Origin of the sequence: Bartonella numerosa, assembly GCF_037070845.1 — a bacterium.
GTDB lineage: Bacteria > Pseudomonadota > Alphaproteobacteria > Rhizobiales > Rhizobiaceae > Bartonella.
The window spans coordinates 18,303-36,892 of record NZ_JAYMZI010000007.1; the positions used below are offsets into that span (position 1 = coordinate 18,303).

The 18,590-nt window shown below is 39.4% G+C and carries 13 protein-coding genes and 3 tRNA genes; 8 read left to right on the top strand and 8 right to left on the bottom strand.

Going from position 1 to position 18,590, the window contains the following annotated elements; genetic code table 11:
- The first annotated feature begins 57 nt into the window (after positions 1-57).
- From WCP75_RS03625 to WCP75_RS03645, 5 genes are all read left to right on the top strand, one after another.
- Positions 58-1,278 carry an AI-2E family transporter gene (locus tag WCP75_RS03625; protein ID WP_336276892.1) on the top strand — a complete coding sequence of 407 codons (1,221 nt, stop codon included), beginning with the start codon at positions 58-60 and terminating at the stop codon, positions 1,276-1,278.
- The gene (gene hdaA / locus WCP75_RS03630) at positions 1,265-1,960 is read left to right on the top strand and encodes a DnaA regulatory inactivator HdaA (protein ID WP_336276893.1); all 696 of its coding nucleotides are present in this window, start codon (positions 1,265-1,267) and stop codon (positions 1,958-1,960) included. The genes WCP75_RS03625 and hdaA overlap by 14 nt, the downstream gene beginning before the upstream one ends.
- A gap of 354 nt (positions 1,961-2,314) precedes the next feature.
- Positions 2,315-2,391 (top strand) — tRNA-Pro (locus WCP75_RS03635).
- 90 nt (positions 2,392-2,481) lie between these two features.
- The gene (locus WCP75_RS03640) at positions 2,482-2,787 is read left to right on the top strand and encodes an ETC complex I subunit (protein WP_336276894.1); all 306 of its coding nucleotides are present in this window, start codon (positions 2,482-2,484) and stop codon (positions 2,785-2,787) included.
- Between the two features lie 41 nt (positions 2,788-2,828).
- Positions 2,829-2,905 (top strand) — tRNA-Arg (locus WCP75_RS03645).
- Positions 2,906-3,395: 490 nt separating this feature from the next.
- Here WCP75_RS03645 and WCP75_RS03650 read toward each other — a convergent pair.
- The 4 genes from WCP75_RS03650 to WCP75_RS03665 all read right to left on the bottom strand — a co-directional run bounded on the left by WCP75_RS03650 (position 3,396) and on the right by WCP75_RS03665 (position 6,665).
- Positions 3,396-3,468: transfer RNA gene (locus WCP75_RS03650), tRNA-Thr, on the bottom strand.
- Between the two features lie 201 nt (positions 3,469-3,669).
- Complete coding sequence (accC, locus tag WCP75_RS03655; RefSeq protein WP_336276895.1) at positions 3,670-5,028, bottom strand: acetyl-CoA carboxylase biotin carboxylase subunit; 1,359 nt, start codon at positions 5,026-5,028, stop codon at positions 3,670-3,672.
- Positions 5,029-5,042: 14 nt separating this feature from the next.
- Positions 5,043-5,537, bottom strand: coding sequence for an acetyl-CoA carboxylase biotin carboxyl carrier protein (gene accB, locus WCP75_RS03660; protein WP_336276896.1), 495 nt, complete (start codon positions 5,535-5,537; stop codon positions 5,043-5,045).
- 255 nt (positions 5,538-5,792) lie between these two features.
- Positions 5,793-6,665: a DsbA family protein gene (locus tag WCP75_RS03665; RefSeq protein ID WP_336276897.1), complete on the bottom strand. Its 873-nt coding sequence runs from the start codon at positions 6,663-6,665 to the stop codon at positions 5,793-5,795.
- 289 nt (positions 6,666-6,954) lie between these two features.
- Between WCP75_RS03665 and glpD the strand changes: the two genes are divergently transcribed.
- From glpD to WCP75_RS03680, 3 genes are all read left to right on the top strand, one after another.
- On the top strand, positions 6,955-8,469 hold the full coding sequence (glpD, locus tag WCP75_RS03670) for a glycerol-3-phosphate dehydrogenase (RefSeq protein ID WP_336276898.1): 1,515 nt from the start codon (positions 6,955-6,957) through the stop codon (positions 8,467-8,469).
- 258 nt (positions 8,470-8,727) lie between these two features.
- The gene (gene dusA / locus WCP75_RS03675) at positions 8,728-9,708 is read left to right on the top strand and encodes a tRNA dihydrouridine(20/20a) synthase DusA (RefSeq protein ID WP_336276899.1); all 981 of its coding nucleotides are present in this window, start codon (positions 8,728-8,730) and stop codon (positions 9,706-9,708) included.
- A gap of 318 nt (positions 9,709-10,026) precedes the next feature.
- Positions 10,027-11,037 carry a nicotinate-nucleotide--dimethylbenzimidazole phosphoribosyltransferase gene (locus WCP75_RS03680; RefSeq protein ID WP_336276900.1) on the top strand — a complete coding sequence of 337 codons (1,011 nt, stop codon included), beginning with the start codon at positions 10,027-10,029 and terminating at the stop codon, positions 11,035-11,037.
- Between the two features lie 326 nt (positions 11,038-11,363).
- Here the strand turns inward: WCP75_RS03680 and WCP75_RS03685 are convergent, their stop codons facing one another.
- The 4 genes from WCP75_RS03685 to topA form a co-directional block, all read right to left on the bottom strand.
- The gene (locus WCP75_RS03685) at positions 11,364-11,885 is read right to left on the bottom strand and encodes a thermonuclease family protein (RefSeq protein ID WP_336276901.1); all 522 of its coding nucleotides are present in this window, start codon (positions 11,883-11,885) and stop codon (positions 11,364-11,366) included.
- A 355-nt stretch (positions 11,886-12,240) separates the two neighbouring features.
- The gene (gene rpmG, locus WCP75_RS03690) at positions 12,241-12,408 is read right to left on the bottom strand and encodes a 50S ribosomal protein L33 (protein WP_336276902.1); all 168 of its coding nucleotides are present in this window, start codon (positions 12,406-12,408) and stop codon (positions 12,241-12,243) included.
- Positions 12,409-13,742: 1,334 nt separating this feature from the next.
- Entirely contained in the window at positions 13,743-16,013 is a 2,271-nt protein-coding gene (rnr, locus tag WCP75_RS03695) for a ribonuclease R (RefSeq protein ID WP_336276903.1), read from the bottom strand.
- A 3-nt stretch (positions 16,014-16,016) separates the two neighbouring features.
- The gene (topA, locus tag WCP75_RS03700) at positions 16,017-18,578 is read right to left on the bottom strand and encodes a type I DNA topoisomerase (protein WP_336276904.1); all 2,562 of its coding nucleotides are present in this window, start codon (positions 18,576-18,578) and stop codon (positions 16,017-16,019) included.
- Between the last annotated feature and the right edge of the window lie 12 nt (positions 18,579-18,590).

Consider the following 18,590-nt stretch of genomic DNA (forward strand, 5'->3'; position numbering starts at 1 on the left):
CTATGTTTTTAGTCATGTGGAGGAAATTGGTAGTTTTTCTAAAAAATTGGAATATTTATGAGTAAAATACCGGATAATCGCGATGATTCTGCTTTGCAGTTGGTGAAAAAGAAGATTAGTAAAAGCGAGGTTCGTGGTCGTTACACGGCTTATGTGCCTGCTTATGCTCAAGTGCCTTTACCAAGTAATATGAAGAAACAAATTCTTTTTTGGCTTGGTGCGTTGTCTTTTTTTGTTCTTTTTATGTTTGCTTTTGGGTCGATTTTACTTCCCTTCGTTGTGGGCATTGTATTAGCCTATTTTCTGAATCCAGTCGTTCAACTTCTTGAAAAATTTGGTATTCATCGTGTTTTTGGAACCGTCATGATTACTTTATTTATCGTTGTTATTTTTGTTGCTGCTTTGGTAATATTGATCCCCATTATTAGTGGGCAGATACAGCAATTTATAAGGGACGGTTTGCCAATCTATATCGGTCGCATCCAGACTTTTTTTGTTGAGTCCGATTTTGGTTGGGTTAGGCGCTATTTTGGGAGCGATCCACATGAGCTACAGGCTGGTATTAAGGGAATTTTAGGACAAGGTTCCGATTTTGTTACTTCTCTCTTGAACTCGCTTTTGCAGTCAGGAAAATCTATAATGGATATTATCAGTCTATTTGTAGTGGCTCCTGTGGTTGCATTCTACATGTTATTGGATTGGCCGCGTATGGTTTCAGCTGTTGATTCGTGGATACCACGCGATCATCTTGAGACTGTCCGCAGCATTTTTCATGAAATGGACAGAGCTATCGCCGGCTTCGTTCGTGGGCAGGGAACTGTTTGTTTGATATTGGGAGGATATTACGTTGTTGGATTAACTTCTGTAGGACTCAATTTTGGTCTTTTAATTGGTATGTTTATTGGCCTTATTAGTTTTATTCCCTACATTGGCACAATGAGCGGTTTTGTATTATCTGTTGGTGTTGCATGGGTTCAATTTTATCCAGATAATTGGAGTTGTATCGTTATCGTTATGGCTATATTTTTTGTTGGTCAATTCATTGAAGGGTATATTTTACAACCAAAACTTGTGGGTTCGTCAGTAGGGCTCCATCCAGTGTGGTTAATGTTTGCGCTTTTCGCTTTTTCTTCATTATTTGGTTTCACCGGTATGCTCGTTTCTGTTCCCGCTGCTGCTGCTGTGGGTGTTTTAGTTCGTTTTGCTCTTCATACTTATCTGCGCTCTCAAATGTATTTGCGGAATGAAGATATGGAGCCGCTAAATGAAGAAGCGTGAAATGCAATTACCACTAAATTTTTCTCATACATCCGATCCTGTTTTCAAATTTGATGATTTGGTGGTAACCGAAAGCAATCGTATGGCCTTTCAGCTCATCGATCATTGGCCGGATTGGGCATTGCCTATCGCTGTTTTGGTTGGAAAAAAAGGGTCCGGAAAAACGCACTTTTCTAACGTGTGGGCACAGAAAGCGAATGCTCTAAACGTTCACAGAGATCAAATCGATCAGGTCGTTTCTATAGCTTCTTCAGGAAGACCGTTGTTGATTGAGGATATCAGTGCCGATAAAATCAATGAAACCGGGCTTTTTCACTTAATTAATAGCATTAAGCAAGCAAATCTTCATATGCGTCAAGCCACTTTGTTGGTAACTGCACGCACAGTACCTTCTATGTGGAATTTGACGTTAAACGATTTAAAAAGCCGCCTTAATTCAGTCATGCTAGTTGAAATTAATCAGCCTGACGATACACTGTTAACCGCTGTTGCTTTCAAATTTTTTTCAGATAGGCAGATCACTGTTCATCCCGACGTTGTTTACTACCTCGTAAATCGTTGTGAACGCTCTTTGTTTTCGTTAAAACGTGCTATCGATTCTATCGATCGGCTAGCACTGCAAAGAAAAAGTAAAGTAACGCGTGCAGTCATTGGTGAAGTTCTCAACTCAAAAATTCAGTGATTCTCATTTCCATCTAGAGAAATTATTCGGGACTTTTTTCTATGGTTGGATGTTTTTCGGTGTTTATGTCGCCTTGGTTTTCAGGTTGTCTTCATCGTATGTTGTCGTAAGAAATCGATGTGCTATTAATGCATCGTAAACGGATACAATTTTTATGTAGAAATTATTTGTTTATCTTTGTGGATAAATTTCTCAATGGGTACTGCTTCATGCCTCTAAAAATTAGTGGAGGACGTTTTTCAGATAAATTCTTATTTGTAGAGAAATGAAACAAAATTGAAAAAAAATGTGTTTTTCTCTTGCACTTCTGTCGTGAAAATTTTAGGGAGTATGCAGTAGACTGGTTATGATTGACGGAGCGTAGCGCAGTTTGGTAGCGCACCTGATTTGGGATCAGGGGGTCGTAGGTTCAAATCCTATCGCTCCGACCACGTTCTTGGCGTGTTACAGTTATTTTACTGGATGTGTGTAGAGTGGAGGGGTTATTGTTCAGGCGTTGTGTATTTTAGAGGGAGAGAGCTATGGTAGCGCGTATCTACAGCCCCGCAAAGACCGCTATGCAATCAGGCAGGCGGAATGCCGCTTTTTGGTTTTTGCAATACGAACCGTCACAGGCAAAAATGCTCGAGCCTCTTATGGGGTACACTGCAACATCGGATGTAAACAATCAAGTGAGAGTTCGGTTCAATAGTAAGGAAGAGGCGATTGCCTTTGCTCGAAAAAATGCTATACCTTACCGTGTGGAGAAAGCATACAAACCAATTCGGCGTGCTGTTTCCTATTCTGATAATTTTCGCAATGACAGATTACAGCCTTGGACGCATTAGCCGCGCGGGGTTTGTTTAAATTAAGAAGAGAATGATCAGCTGGTCCCGTAGCTCAGCTGGATAGAGCAACGGCCTTCTAAGCCGTGGGTCACAGGTTCGAATCCTGTCGGGATCGCCATCTCACTAAAAATTCAATTCTGTGAGGGAGCGGGATTTCCTCGCTTGCTGGCTTTTTTCAAATTTATTCCTGAGTTACACACTTTATAACGAAACTTGCTGACCTGTTAATGGCACCGAAATGCGGTTAGCGATTTTCTTCCCACAGAAAGTACCTTCGTTGGATTAAATTTTAACGCTATATAAACAGGTGAACAAGACAGGTATCTCAACACATTGGGGAGCTTTTGTGCCACTCGCACGCCACCCCCGGTGCTCCGGGCGTCTGCTTATTGTTTATTCCGGGCAAATAGACTCCACATGCACACTCAGAATCTATATTTCTTAAAAACAAAAAAAACCGTCAAAAGATCCCGCATTCCCATACACAACAGAAAGATCTAAAAACTTAGAGCAACATCTCCAAAAATGACTATACCCAAACAATAAAAAAACAAACCCCACAAGGTTAGCTTAACAATTTTCCTAGAAATCAAGCTAATCCAAAACGGTGCCCCCAGAGAGACTCGAACTCCCGACCCCCTGATTACAAATCAGGTGCTCTACCAACTGAGCTATAAGGGCACAACAACAAACGAAGTAGCATAAACTTATAAAAAGAGAAATAAAAAATTATCAATTTTTGTTCATAATTCGAACTTCTGTACCGCAAACTACAAACTATCCAGTTTTTTTTATTATTTTTGATATCTCTTATGACGGTACCATACGCTTCTATAGTATCTTCGTTGGAGGGAAGACAGAAAAATCAGCTTTTTTATCAAATTATGAGTCTACAATTTTTTGCCGATCAGAGAGATATTTTTCTAGCCAATGAATGTTATAGTTGCCGTCCGCAACATCCTGGTTGTTAATAAGATCGCGAAACAGAGGCAATGTGGTCTTAATGCCATCGACTACAAATTCGTCCAGGGCGCGCCGTAAACGCATCATACATTCTAAGCGTGTACGTCCGTGGACAATCAGCTTTCCAATTAAGCTATCGTAATAAGGCGGGATTCTGTAACCTGAGTATGCACCTGAATCAACACGAATCCCTAACCCTCCAGGTGTATGAAAGTGTGTAATGGTTCCTGGTGATGGCGTGAAATTAATTGGGTCTTCTGCATTTATGCGGCATTCAATGGCGTGTCCAGAAAAACAAACATCATTTTGTGTAACCGAGAGTCCTTGTCCAGACGCAATATGAATTTGTTCATGGACTAAATCTATACCTGTGATAGCTTCGGTTACAGGATGTTCAACCTGTAAACGGGTGTTCATTTCAATGAAGTAAAATTCACCATTTTCATAAAGAAATTCAATCGTACCCGCTCCACGATATTCAAGTTTTGCACAGGCATTCGCAACAATATCACCGATCTTTCTTCGTTCAATTTCATTAAGTGCAGGCGAATTCGCTTCTTCCCATACTTTTTGATGACGTCGTTGAAGTGAACAATCTCGTTCTCCTAAATGGACGGCTCTCCCCGCTCCATCACCCATAACTTGAATTTCAATATGGCGTGGTTTTTCTAGATATTTCTCGATATAAACCGCATCATTGCCAAAAGCGGCTTCCGCTTCTGAGCGAGTTGTTTTTAAGGCTGTAGAAAATTCTTTCTCAGAATGAACGACCTTCATACCGCGTCCACCCCCTCCCGCGGAAGCTTTAATAATAGCGGGGTATCCAATTTCACTGACAACTCGTAGGGCTTCTGCTTCTTCAGTAATAGCTCCATCTGAACCTGGAACAACAGGAATTCCAAGTTTTTTAGCAGTTTTCTTCGCTTCAATTTTGTCACCCATCATTCTGATATGAGCAGCTGTTGGACCAATGAATGTAATATCATGCGCTTCCAAAACATCCGCGAATTTTGCATTTTCAGAAAGAAAACCATATCCTGGATGAACCGCATCGGCTCCTGTTATTTCACATGCCGAAATAATTTGGTGAATGCTTAAATAAGAATCTCGAGTTTGAGGCGGGCCGATACACACACTTTCGTCAGCAAGACGAACATGCATCGCATCAGCATCGGCAGTTGAGTGAACCGCCACAGTTTTTATTCCAAGTTCTTTGCAGGCCCGCTGGACGCGAAGAGCAATTTCTCCTCTATTTGCGATAAGAATTTTTCGAATCATAGCTCCCCCTCGATTCATTCTACAATTACAAGTGGTTCACCAAACTCAACAGGTTGCCCATCTTTCACCAAAATAGCCGTCACTCTGCCCGAGCGCGGCGATGAAATTTGATTCATAGTTTTCATCGCTTCAATAATGAGCAGCGTTTGCCCTTCGGAAACGTTTTGTCCTACTTCTACAAACACTTGTGCACCTGGTGCGGGTGCGAGGTATGCAGTACCAACCATTGGAGATGTTACTGCATTTTGTGACTTATCTTCTTGTACAGGAGTTTCATGCTCTGCGGTCAAAGAAGGTGTAGCGATAGTAACAGTGGGAGTTGCTGCAGGAGGATAAACTGTTTGTTCACTAAAAACCGAAGAAACCTGACGTGATACACAGATACGGAGCTCGCCTTGTTCGAGTTCAATGTTCGTTAAATTGGTGTCGTTCAAAATTTCAGCGAGGTCGCGGACGATTTTTGTATCAATTGCAATATGCTTCGTCGCATCCGTTTTTTTCGTTGTCATTTTTTTTAAACTCCTTGCCCTATGAATATACCCATTATTTTATGCCATGACTAAATTTTCTTTGATTGCAAATGGCCTTTTTGGAGATCCGAAGGGGCTGTTTTCCTTCTTCTGTTATTAAAATGATACTCTGTAATCTCAAACCTACGTTTGTCGCGGAAAATTGCACTTATAAGCACGTTGATAAAAAAGAGAAAGCCTAAAATCACTTAATTTACGGTATTTTTTCATAAAACTGATAAGGTAAAAAAACGTTCATTCCGTATTTTCTATTGCTTTTTCCAAGAATTCCTGTCCCACAGCTCCAATGAAAACTTTATTATTCACAATATAAGAAGGGGTACCGCTAATACCGAGCATAGAGGCAATTTGGATATTTTCTTGAAAAAGGTCGTTCGGGTTAAGATATTTCGTTGTGCTGCGCAATTTTTCTTCATCTGCTCCCAATGAAGTTGCTACCTTTATGGCTTTGTTTTCGTTCGAGCGACCAGGGCTAATTAAGAGTGTTTTGTAAAATTGATGATATTTTTCCGGAAATTGTTGCCGAAAAGCATAAGCGACGGTATGTGCTGCGACAGAATCAGTTCCCAAAATTGGCAAATCTTTTACGATAATTCGCAAGTCTCGGTATTTTTTTGTGAAATTTGCTATATGCGCATAGGATTTTTTACAGTAGCCACAATTGTAATCAAAAAAAACAACAAGTTCTGTTTTACCATGCGGATTCCCAAGAATAGCATCATGAGGAGATTGAAATATTTCTTTTTTCAACAAGTTGATGGTAGAGGCCAACCTTTCATCTCTTTGTTTTTTTTGTTTCTCTATCTTTTCCTGCAGTATAAGTTGCATTTGAATCATAATTTCTGGATTAGCGAGCAAGTACTCTCTTATAGTTTCTTGGATGTCATAATTTGAGATTAATGGTGAAATTTTTTCTTTTAACTTGGCCAAAAAGGAATGGTCTTCTAGGAGTTGTATTTTGAGTTTTTCTGCGTTCAAATAATTTTGTTTTTCCCCATCCAATTTTGTATTCGATAAAGAAGGTGAACAGAGAATAAGGCACAATGATATTGCTGCCGGAAGTTTTGTAACTTGTGTCGTAATAAAGTGTTGATACCTCTCAGCCATATTTATGCTTTCTATTTTTATTTTAATATTGATTAAACTATATGAAAAGTATTACGCGTTCGCAATAACACATTTGTTTGTATTATAATTTTAACAAATTACAAAAAAATACATTCTTTTCATTTTTCTGGTACCGTTTCAGTTTATGGACGGCATAAATGTTCGTTTCCATATTTATTATGTAATGAATGCGTTAACAATCTTATCGAAGAAGTCTTGATATTGATTTTTGATTGTTGTTTGCTTGGGAGCAATGGAACGAAATAAAATTAATGTGAAAAGAAAAATTATGAAAATCGTAATGCATTATGACCTATTTATCATTGGTGGAGGAATAAATGGATGCGGATTAGCAAGGGATGCAGCCGGACGCGGGTTTAAAGTAGGTTTGGCTGAAATGAACGATCTTGCATCAGGGACGTCAAGTGCATCAACGAAGCTTATTCACGGTGGTCTCCGTTATCTCGAGCATCGTGAATTCAGGCTTGTTCGTGAAGCTTTGAAGGAGCGAGAGATTATTTGGCGCATGGCTCCGCATATTGTACGCCCTTTGCGTTTTATTCTTCCCCATCATAAAAAATTGCGTCCCACATGGATATTGCGTTTGGGGCTTTTTATTTATGATTATCTTGGTAGTTGGAATCAAAAATTATGGCGTAGTCAACAAATTGATTTTTCAGAGAAATTTTCCTCTACTCTTAAGGAAGACTATCGTAAAGGTTTCGAATATTCTGATGCAAGAGTAGATGATGCGCGCTTGGTAATTGCTAATGCTCGCGATGCAGAAAAGTTGGGAGCTGATATAAAAGTACGCACAGAGGTCTTATCCTTAAGGATAGAAGAAAAAAAATGGCTTGTTATTCTTCGGGACAGGCTAAATGGAGCAGAATATTGCGTCACAGCTTCTTATGTTGTGAACATGGCAGGCCCTTGGATAAACCGTATTTTGAAAAATGTCTTAGACTATAAAGACTATTCACCAGTACGACTCGTCAAGGGTTCTCACATCGTCGTTCCAAAACTTTATACTCATGATCGTGCTTACATTTTCCAAAACAGTGATGGACGTATTATATTCTCCATTCCATATCAGGAAAAATTTACATTGCTGGGAACGACGGATTGCGAGTACCAAGGAGATCCTGCTGACGTCCATATCACGGATTCAGAGATTGATTACATTTGTACAGCGGCAAGTGAATATTTTTTGCAGCCGGTTTTACGAAGAAATATTGTCTGGACTTATTCTGGTGTTCGTTCACTCTATAACGATGGTGCCTCAAAAGTTCAGGAAATTACGCGCAGTTACGTTCTTAAGGAAATAGGTGGCAAAGACACTCCGAAAATTCTTCATCTTTATGGCGGAAAAATTACAACTTATCGTAAATTGGCCGAGGACGTAATAAAAATTGTTGAAAAAACACTCGGTACGAAGGGAGCTCCATGGACGGCTAACTCAACGCTTCCTGGAGGAGATTTTCCGTATGATAAAATAGATATGCTTGAAAATGAAATTGCTCTTTTGACTTCAGATTTAGACAGCTTTACACACCGCAGGCTTGCCCGATCTTACGGTTCTGAGGCTTTAGTGTTGTTTGCAGACGGTAAGGCCGACAGGGGGAAAAATTTTGGACATGGGCTTTATGAAATAGAAGTAAAATGGTTGATGGAAAAAGAATGGGCTAAAACGTGTGAAGATGTGTTATGGCGGCGTTCAAAACTAGGGCTTTTATTTAACAAAAATGAGGTTGAAGTTCTTTCTTCTTATATGAAAGTTAAACAAGAAAACAAAAAAAGGCAGTGATGATATTTATATATACTATTTCATTATACTATACTTGCAACCATAAATGATATTCTAGCTATTATAATATTAATATATTTTATAGTATTTTAATAAATTATAAAAAACATATGATAATCTATTTTAAAAATATATAATTCTAAAGATCTAAAATATATGATGTATGTTGTATATCTAATTGATTGCGGGGGTCTTTTTTTAATAAAACTTATGCTTATGGATGAAAATTGTTAATGAAAAGGCAAGAGCGACTCTTTTATGACAGTTTATAGTCTTTCTTCACCAATTAAATTCGCGGTGGCGCCAATGTTGGACTGGACGGATCGGCATTGCAGGTTTTTTTACCGCCTTTTGACAAAAAAAACACTACTTTATACCGAGATGATTGTAGCAGATGCTGTCATTCATGGTGTACGTGAACAATTGTTGGCCTTTAATGATAGAGAGCATCCTATTGCACTGCAATTAGGTGGGTCGGATTCAAAAAAATTGGCAAAAGCTGCTCGAATTGTGGAAGATTTTGGTTATGATGAGATAAATCTTAATGTTGGTTGTCCATCAAATCGTGTTCAGGCTGGTGTTTTTGGTGCCTGTTTGATGTTACATCCTGATGTTGTGGCAAGAGCTGTAGAAGCGATGAAACAGGCGGTCTCTGTGCCTGTAACTGTCAAATGTAGAATTGGTGTGGATGATCAAGACGAGGAATCCACTTTAGATATTTTTGCTAATAAGATTTGGAATGCTGGAGGTGATGCACTCTGGGTACACGCACGTAAGGCGTGGCTAAAAGGACTAAGTCCAAAAGAAAACCGCGATGTCCCTCCGCTAAATTACGAAAGAGTTTATAAACTAAAAAGAAAATATTGCAATAAATTCATCGGAATAAACGGTGGAATTAAATCTATTAATGAAGTTAAAGAGCATTTAATTTCATGCGATGCTGTGATGGTTGGCCGACAAGTTTACCATGACCCGGCTTTATTAAGGCATATAGACTCCCAAATATACGGCGATTCGCAGGACGCTATCAATGATCATGATCTTATTGAGATTATGTGCGATTATGCTGCTCAACATATTGCATCAGGAGGACGACTTTCTCATATTACTCGCCACATGATCAGTTTGTTTCACGGTAAGGACGGAGCCCGCCGCTGGCGGCAAATACTGTCAAACCGTGCGACAAAAGAGTGTGCCGGTGCTCATGTTTTGAGGGAGGCTTTTTCCGTTTTTGCTTAGATAATAGCGGTACGCTTTTATATTTGGGAGTGCAAAAAGCCACAAATGCCGCGGTACCTTTAAAAAAAACCTCAAACAACACAATCTTACTCCGAGGGAATCGTTCTCCTTATAGAAAGTAGGTTCTCTGTACGCGCAGAATAATCCGGCAAATAAATACCCAGAAATATGTAACTCAGAGGTACAATGTTTGTACAAAAATGATATGCCAGCTGGCTAATGAAACCTAATACGTCTAAAATGTTTTTTCTAAGATAAAAAATTATTCAATTTTTTTATGTGACAAATGACATACTATAAATTTAAAAAGGTGTATTTATGGCTGCAAGTCCATTTGATGATTTTCGTGCTCTACTCACAAATTTACCCGTTGCTGACGAGATTTCTATAATTTTGGCAAAAAAAAGGCAAGAAAGTTTGACACGGGCAGGGGGTGCGTTAGGAAAATTAGGAGATATTGCAGTTTGGTATGCAGGATGGAGAGATGCAGAAAAACCGCCCATCGTGAAACGACCACTAGTCGCTATTTTTTCTGGAAACCACGGTATAATAGATGAAAATATCACACCGTTTCCTCAATCTATGACGCAAAAAATGGTAAAAAACTCTACAGCCGGCGGCGGAGTTATCAATCAAATTTGCCAATCTTATGATCTCGGATTAAAAATATTCGATTTGGCACTGGAATATCCAACGATGAATATTACAAAAGATGCTGCGATGGACGAGCATGGTGCAGCCGCAACAATGGCATTTGGGATGGAATCTATCGCTAATGGAATTGATCTTTTGTGCATAGGGGAAATGGGAATTGGCAACGCAACGATAGCTTCAGCTTTATGCTTAGCGTTGTTTGGTGGAGAAGCTGAGGACTGGATAGGGAACTACGTGGAATCTGATGAAGAATTTTATCGCCGTAAGATAACAGCAATCAAAACGGCAGTTTCCCTACACAAACAGCATTTTAATGATCCTTTTGAAATAATGCGTCGCCTGGGGGGACGCGAAGTTGCCGCTATAATAGGTGCCGTTTTAGCTGCAAGGATGGAGAAAGTTCCCGTTGTTTTGGATGGTTTTGTGGCAACTGCGGCAGCAGCGGTGCTTTATAAAATGCATCCAAGATCCCTTGATCATACCCTTATTGGGCATGTTTCTCCCGATCCAGCACACCGAAAACTTTTAAAAATGATTGGAAAAGAACCTCTTTTAGATTTAGAGATAAATTTTTGTGAAGGGGTCGGCGCAGCTGTAGCGGCCGGCGTTGTCAAGGCTGCTGTTTTAACACACGCACAAACGATAACTTTCGAAGAAGAAGATTTGATTATTTGAAAAAAGAATTCTGATTATAATCCTAAGGATAAAATTTTCGCAGGAGTGATAGTAATAAATATACATCCACTGCTATCACCGAAGTTTCCTGCGAACTAGCTGAATTAATTGCATAATCCCAATCCCGTACCTGGATTGTATTCGCTTTACGCTTCACATAGATAATCTAGCAGGCTCTGATCCATGAAGACAAGGAAAAACAACACCCCCACCTATATGTTATAGGAGCGAATTCCTCCTTAATCCTTAATCACTCAGTTTCACCACTGGTTTCTTTAAGGAAATAACAAACCCGCTATCGGGCTGAAGAAAAAGAACACCTTTCTTCATTCTTTTCGCTGGTGAGCCTTCCTCCAATTTCTTGGCCGCTGAAAACTCGATCGCCACATTCCCCTTTTTTGCTCTCTAGCTTCTTGTTCTTCTATAGGATAGTCATAATAACTTACAGCCCAACCATCATTTACCATTACAGCATTTATGTTTTTTATTTTTTTAGTTTTGCATATTGCAAGAATACGATCGTATTTGTCTTTTTTATTCCAATAACATGTAACGGGTTGATCCGCTATGAGCTGTTTTAAATATTCCTTTGCTTCAAGTCCGCATGGGTAACGCGATTTTTCTGTGCCACAAAATTGGCGAAGCTCAGGAGCATCAATCCCCAGAAGCCGAATCATAACGGCAGAGATTACGATCGAATCGCCGTCAATAATATGCGCTCTCCCTTCTATAGATGCACTGTCTCTAGCTCTAGGGGAAAATGTTCGAGAAACAAAATGCCTTTCCGAAAATTGCGCTTGCGCATGCCGCAGGAAGCTCGCAATAAAAACAAAAGCGATAGCGATCACAAATACACAAAAAAAGAATCGCCTTCTTCGATAGCTTCTTAAATCAAGCTGGCCTCCTTCTTCATGAAAAAAAGCAAACACCACCGGTAAAAGACTCACCAAAAAAATTCTTTAACAAAACAGCAGATACATTGTTTGACTATATAGGACAATCTTATGACGCCCAATCCGCTCTACACCGTATTTAGATACATAAATCAGCAAAACACTGCATGAAATGTAAACAGGAAGAAGAATAGACCAAAAAATTATAAAAAAAAAACCACTCCCGCAAATATTACAACTCATACGATACAAAAACAACCACAACCCTATCTTCAACAAGAAAGGCCACGAACCAAACGATACAGGTAAACTACTTAATCTTTGTCTCTTTGAACTCAACGTGTTTCTTCACGACGGGATCGTACTTCCGCTTGCTCATCTTATCTGTCATCGTGCGGCTGTTTTTCTTCGTCACATAAAAAAAACCAGTATTCGCGGTTGATAAAAGCTTTATCTTAACGGTTGCTGCCTTGGCCATAACGGAAAATCCTACTCATACTGAAAAAAAAATATTCTGCCACAAAATCCATATGCAATGCAATTAGATTACACCGCAACACTACGGATGTTCTAAAAAAAGTCAATAGCTATTAGTGTGTTGGTGAATCAGGCTGAAAAAGCACATAAGCTGGAAATAACTTGATCTATCCGGTGAGCAATCAATTGACAAACATCCGTATTGCGTGTGTTAGCGGTTATCCAGAGAGCACACCGATCACATTGTTAAAAGAGAGGAACTGATATAGCGGATTTGTGTTTCTTATATGCGCTCAATCATCCAAATAAAAGCTGAAAAACGCACTATTAGAGAAATAGAGTGGTTCACAGAATTTTCTAACTCCCTTATTTATTCTTTTTAAAGATTTTATAAGAGGTATGAAAGACGGCATCAACCTTCCGATTGCCTGCAATTAGCGAAACTCAGGAAAAAACACTATCAATATGCGCATGTTTCATAGCCTGCAGCATTTATCATATTTAATGTGATAGGTTAGGGGGATAGAAACCAGCGTTCTAGGGCAGAGCTCCCGTGATTATCGCTTTTTTTCAGCCCAAAAGGCAAAGAATTAGAAGAGAATTGGCACTCATCTATTTCCTAGGTATCAGGTGTAATTTTCGAGCGCTTCAAAATTCTAAAATCATGAGTGTACCGAGAACAGAATGAAGCGCAGAACGCGTGGTTTTTGTATTTTTGTTATCGCGACTCCTGATTACAAATGGAAGATGAACAGATTCCTTAGATGATACGCAATTTCACCTAAAAAATTGGCAAATTAAGCTTAATTATCATAGCAGAATATAAATTAAAAAATGCTGATTTTGCATTAGGTTATAAACCCCAAAAAATATCACAATCACTATCAAAAACTACGCGCTACACCGTCTACATAATATCCAAAGTATAAAACGGCTTAAATGAAAAAAATCGCTGTGCTGTTGGCTATTTTTACCACTGATGATACCGTAGAGGCAACGCTACTTATAGCCATAAATAACAACGGGAGTTGTGTTTAAGTTCCTTACCAGTGGGACTACATGATTATAATAATCAGTTACTACAAGCGAATTGCTTAAGAACTTATAATTTTTTCTATGAAGGTAGCTTGTTGCGCTTTGTCGCGTGAATTACAGAAGGACAATTATAACAACAAAAAAGGAACCTTTATATGTTCTATTTACATAATTAAATTATTTTTTATATTATTAACAATATTAATACAACGAATTTTATATATATATCACGATATAGTAGTAGTATTAAACACAAAATAACTTAAAAAGTAAGCTGAATATATATTTTATAAGTTTATATTATTTTTTATATGAAAAGTTACGCTTGCGTTTCTTTGGTATAAGTTTTTTTCTATGGTGGGATGAGAACGGAGGAGCTATTGGACGAGGTTCCGTTAATATTTCAAAATGCAACGCACCAGCAAAAGATTGCACTTTTGTAAGTTTTACTTCCACTATGTCACTAAGTTGATAGCCTTTTCGACTGCGCTTTCCTACAAGGACATGTTGTGATTCGTCAAAATAATAATAATCGTTTTTAAGTGTAGAAACATGCACAAAGCCGTCTGTACCCAGTTTATCCAGCGAAATGAATATACCTGATTTTGTAACTCCAGAAACGCGTCCTGTGAAAGTGCGGCCAATTTTATTCGCTAAATATTGCGCAACAACTCGATCAATGGTCTCCCTTTCGGCTGCCATTGCTCGGCGTTCATATAAAGAAATTTGCGTTGCAATTTCCGCAAGATTTTTCTCTTGTGCATCTATTAATTGATCATTTCCCAATTTTAAGGCTTTTATAAGCGCTCGATGAATGATGAGATCGGCATAACGACGGATAGGTGATGTAAAATGCGTATAATTATGCAGGTTCAGACCAAAATGTCCAATATTTGCGGGATTGTATTCGGCTTGAGATTGTGAACGCAGAATGACTTGATTGACTAACTCTTGTTGCTGAGTATTCGTGACCTTTTTCAAAATACTGTTGAGACGTGCTGACGTAAGTCTTGGCCCTCGAGAAAGTGATATGCCCAAGCTCTGAAGAAAATACCGCAACGTTTCTTGCTTCGCAAGAGAAGGGCCATCGTGAATGCGATAGATAAGAGGTTGATGATGTTCTTTCAGTGTTTCGGAAGCTGCAATATTAGCTTGTATCATGAATTCTTCAATTAAACGATGAGCTTCTAAATGCGTCTCTATTATAACATCTTTAATACGACCATTTTCATCGAGGATGATCTTTTTTTCTGCTACTTCTAATTCTAATGGCTGTCGACGATTGCGCGCGGCTTTAAGGCTACTATAAGCTCCCCACAATGGCTTTAAAACATTTTCGAGAAGAGGATATATTTTTTCATCGCTATTTTTTTCAATTGCTGATTGCGCTTCTTGGTAAGATAATTTTGCTGCTACACGCACCATAACACGATGAAAGCTGTGGCTTTTTTTATTGCCGTTTACATCAAAAATCATACGGACAGCAAGCGCTGGCCTATCTTCTCCCTCGCGCAAGGAACATAAATTATTAGAAATTTGTTCCGGAAGCATTGGAACGACATAATCAGGAAAATAAACGGAATTTCCCCGTTTAAATGCTTCCTTATCTAAGAGGCTTCCAGCTTGAACGTAGTAAGAAACATCTGCAATAGCAACAACGACAATCCAGCCGCCGTTGTTATTAGGATCATCGTCTTTTGTTGCATAAACCGCATCATCATGATCTTTTGCATCTGGTGGGTCAATGGTAACGAGCGGTAACTGCCGCCAATCTTCGCGGTTTTCCGTGTTAACGGGTTCCGTATTTTGTACCTGTTCAAGAACATCTTCTGGAAAAATATAGGGAATTCCTTTGGAGAGAAGCGCGATCATTGAGAGTGCTTTTTCACTTTCAATGTGTCCTAAAACGTTTTTTATTTGTGCAATTTTTAGTCCATAACCCGAACCCCCCGTAATCTCAACTTCTACGAGATCGCCGGTTTCTACGCTAATTTTTGAAGGTGTATCTATGATTAGTTCATCGAATTTACGTTCTATCGGGTCAAGTCGCCACTGGCCATTCTTTAATTTTCGAGCTACGCCAAGCGTATTTTTTTGGGAAACGTCAAGTTTACGAATGACCTTCCCGCTGTAAGGAAAATCTTCAGAACCCTTATTACAAGAAATTTTTGCGAGAACGTGGTCTCCTACACCAACATGCACCCCTTTTGCGCTTTGAAAGGAAAGTATTTCAATATTCGGTTTAAGGTCACTTTCCCACTTCAGAGGTTGTGCAATCAATCTCCCATCTTCGTCACGTTCAACAATTTTTATCAAGGCAACAATCGGTAACTTTTCTTTATTTATTACTTTTTCGTGCTGCTTTTTCAGCAAACCACTATCTTTAAGGTTACGTAACATATCTCTCAATAAGACGCGAGAACTTCCCTTTAGGTTAAAGGCTTTAGAAATTTGGCGCTCACTGAACTTTTTAGGGTTCTCATTTATAAATGAAAGAATCTCTACCTTATCAGGCATCTCCTCTTTGTTGTTTGATCGAAAACATCCTGTTTTTTTTATGCTTTTAGCCAAAATTTATATCTCTTTTTTCTTGGGAGAAGTTCGTTTTTTGGTCACTTTTTTATTGGATACCTTAGCTGATATGAGTTCCAACGCCTCTGCGAGGGTTACGGTAGCCGGGTTTTCGTCTTTTGGCAACGTTGCATTGATCTTTCCCCAGTTGACATACGGTCCGTAACGTCCGCTGCGTACGGTAATATCCCCTCCGTCGGGGTGCTCCCCTAACTTTGCAAGCACCGAAGGTGCCGACTTCCCTCGCTTGGTTTTGTTTTCTTGTTTCTCAGCAAGAACTGCAACAGCACGATTGATACCAATATCAAAAATTTCATCTACGTGGGGAAGAGGAGCATATTTTCCGTCATGAGTGAGGTATGGGCCATATCGTCCAATCGTTGCCGTAATTGTTTTTCCTGTTTCAGGATGAAGCCCAATTTCACGAGGTAGGGATATTAGGGCCAGAGCTTTATCAAGAGTGATATTTTCTTTCTGCCATTCTTTCGGTAATCCTACGCGCTTAATTTCTTTGCCCTCTCCGAGTTGAATATATGGTCCAAAGCGGCCGTTACGAAGAGAAATGTTTTTTCCCGTTCTAGAATCAATACCAAGCACAACAGGTTCATCGTTGTGTATGGCTTCATTTTCCTCTCCTGATTCTGTGCCAAGCTGGCGAGTATATTTGCAATCAGGATAATTAGAACAACCAACAAATGCGCCATAACGACCAAGTTTTAATGACAATTGACCATTCATGCAAAGAGGGCAAGAGCGGGCGTCGCCCTCATCTTCACGAGCAGGAAATATAAGAGGGGACAATGCCACATTTAGCACATCCAAGACGTTCGTTATACGTAGCTCTTGAATGTTAGAAATGGACACATTAAATTCGTTCCAAAAATTGCGTAAAACATCCTTCCAAGAAAGTTTTCCGTCCGATATAAGATCAAGTTTTTCTTCGAGATCTGCTGTAAAACCGTATTCTACATAACGATTGAAAAAATTTTCAAGAAAGGCCGTGACAATACGTCCTTTAGCGTCAGGGATAAGCTTTCGTTTATCAATTGCAATGTATCCGCGATCACAAAGTGTTGCTAATGTGGACGCGTAGGTTGAAGGCCGGCCAATTCCCAACTCTTCAAGCTTTTTAATTAATGAAGCTTCAGAATAACGAGGTGGTGGTTCCGTGGTGTGTTGCACGGCCTCAATTTTGTCTTTTTTGAGTGATTCGCTAGAGTTGATTTGCGGCAGGCGTGTCGATTCATTTTCTTCAATGTTTTCTTCGTTTTTTTGATCTGAATAAACGGAAATAAATCCATCAAAACGTACAACGGATCCTGTTGCGCGCAAATTGGCGTAGTTTTTCCCTTGTTGTGCTTCAATTTCAACAGTTGTACGTTCGATTTCGGCAGAACGCATTTGACTGGCAATAGCTCGTTTCCATATCAGCTCGTAAAGTTTAGCTTGATCACTATCGAGAAAATCATTCACTTGATCAGGTGTACGTTGAAAATCCGTTGGGCGTATCGCTTCATGCGCTTCTTGTGCGTTTTTCGCTTTTGATGAATAAAGACGCGGCTTCTCAGGGACATAATCACTACCAAAAGATTCATGAATCACTTCCCTGGCTAAATTAACGGCTTCTGGAGCTATTTGCATACCATCGGTACGCATGTAGGTAATAAGCCCCGCCATTTCACCATCAATTTCAACACCTTCATAAAGCCTTTGGGCGACTTGCATGGTACGAGATGCTGAAAATCCTAACTTTGAAGAAGCAGCTTGCTGCAAGGTAGAGGTGGTGAATGGAGGAAAAGGGTTTCTCTTCGTGGGCTTTGCTTCAACACTCAACACACGATATTTCGATTCCTTCAAAATAAGACAAATATCATCTGCTTGTTTTTGAGATTTGATATCAAGTTTGCCAATTTTTTTTTGGTTGAACATTGTCAATCTAGCAGGAAAAATATCATTTCGGATTGTTTTTAAATATGTCGTAATAGACCAATAATCTTCTCTAACGAAATGCTCTATCTCTGATTCACGGTTACAAATAATACGCAAAGCAACTGATTGAACTCGTCCAGCTGAGCGTGCGCCGGGGAGTTTTCGCCATAAAACAGGCGAAAGTGTAAAACCAACAAGATAGTCGAGAGCGCGACGCGCAAGGTAAGCGTCAACGAGAGATGTATCGATATCACGTGGATTATTCATAGCGTCAAGCACAGATTTTTTGGTAATTGCGTTGAATACAACCCTCTTCACGGGTTTACCATTTAAAACCTTTTTTTGATTAAGAACATCCAAGATATGCCACGAGATAGCTTCTCCTTCACGATCAGGGTCCGTTGCTAAAATGAGGGTATCGGCTTCTCTGACTGCCTTCACTATTTCGTTTAAACGCTTATGAGCGGCAGCACTGATATCCCATTTCATGGCAAAATTTTCATCAGGTAAAACAGAACCATCTTTAGCAGATAAATCTCGGACATGTCCAAATGATGCTACTACCTTATATTGAGGTCCGAGGTATTTATTAATTGTTTTTGCTTTAGCTGGAGATTCAACGATGACGATATTCATAATTTAACCTGA

Bases quoted from the DNA above. Each gene is read 5' to 3' on its own strand.
- WCP75_RS03625 (WP_336276892.1), top strand. From the start codon at position 58: ATGAGTAAAATACCGGATAATCGCGATGATTCTGCTTTGCAGTTGGTG.
- hdaA (WP_336276893.1), top strand. From the start codon at position 1,265: ATGAAGAAGCGTGAAATGCAATTACCACTAAATTTTTCTCATACATCC.
- WCP75_RS03640 (WP_336276894.1), top strand. From the start codon at position 2,482: ATGGTAGCGCGTATCTACAGCCCCGCAAAGACCGCTATGCAATCAGGC.
- accC (WP_336276895.1), bottom strand. From the start codon at position 5,028: ATGATTCGAAAAATTCTTATCGCAAATAGAGGAGAAATTGCTCTTCGC.
- accB (WP_336276896.1), bottom strand. From the start codon at position 5,537: ATGACAACGAAAAAAACGGATGCGACGAAGCATATTGCAATTGATACA.
- WCP75_RS03665 (WP_336276897.1), bottom strand. From the start codon at position 6,665: ATGGCTGAGAGGTATCAACACTTTATTACGACACAAGTTACAAAACTT.
- glpD (WP_336276898.1), top strand. From the start codon at position 6,955: ATGAAAATCGTAATGCATTATGACCTATTTATCATTGGTGGAGGAATA.
- dusA (WP_336276899.1), top strand. From the start codon at position 8,728: ATGACAGTTTATAGTCTTTCTTCACCAATTAAATTCGCGGTGGCGCCA.
- WCP75_RS03680 (WP_336276900.1), top strand. From the start codon at position 10,027: ATGGCTGCAAGTCCATTTGATGATTTTCGTGCTCTACTCACAAATTTA.
- rpmG (WP_336276902.1), bottom strand. From the start codon at position 12,408: ATGGCCAAGGCAGCAACCGTTAAGATAAAGCTTTTATCAACCGCGAAT.
- topA (WP_336276904.1), bottom strand. From the start codon at position 18,578: ATGAATATCGTCATCGTTGAATCTCCAGCTAAAGCAAAAACAATTAAT.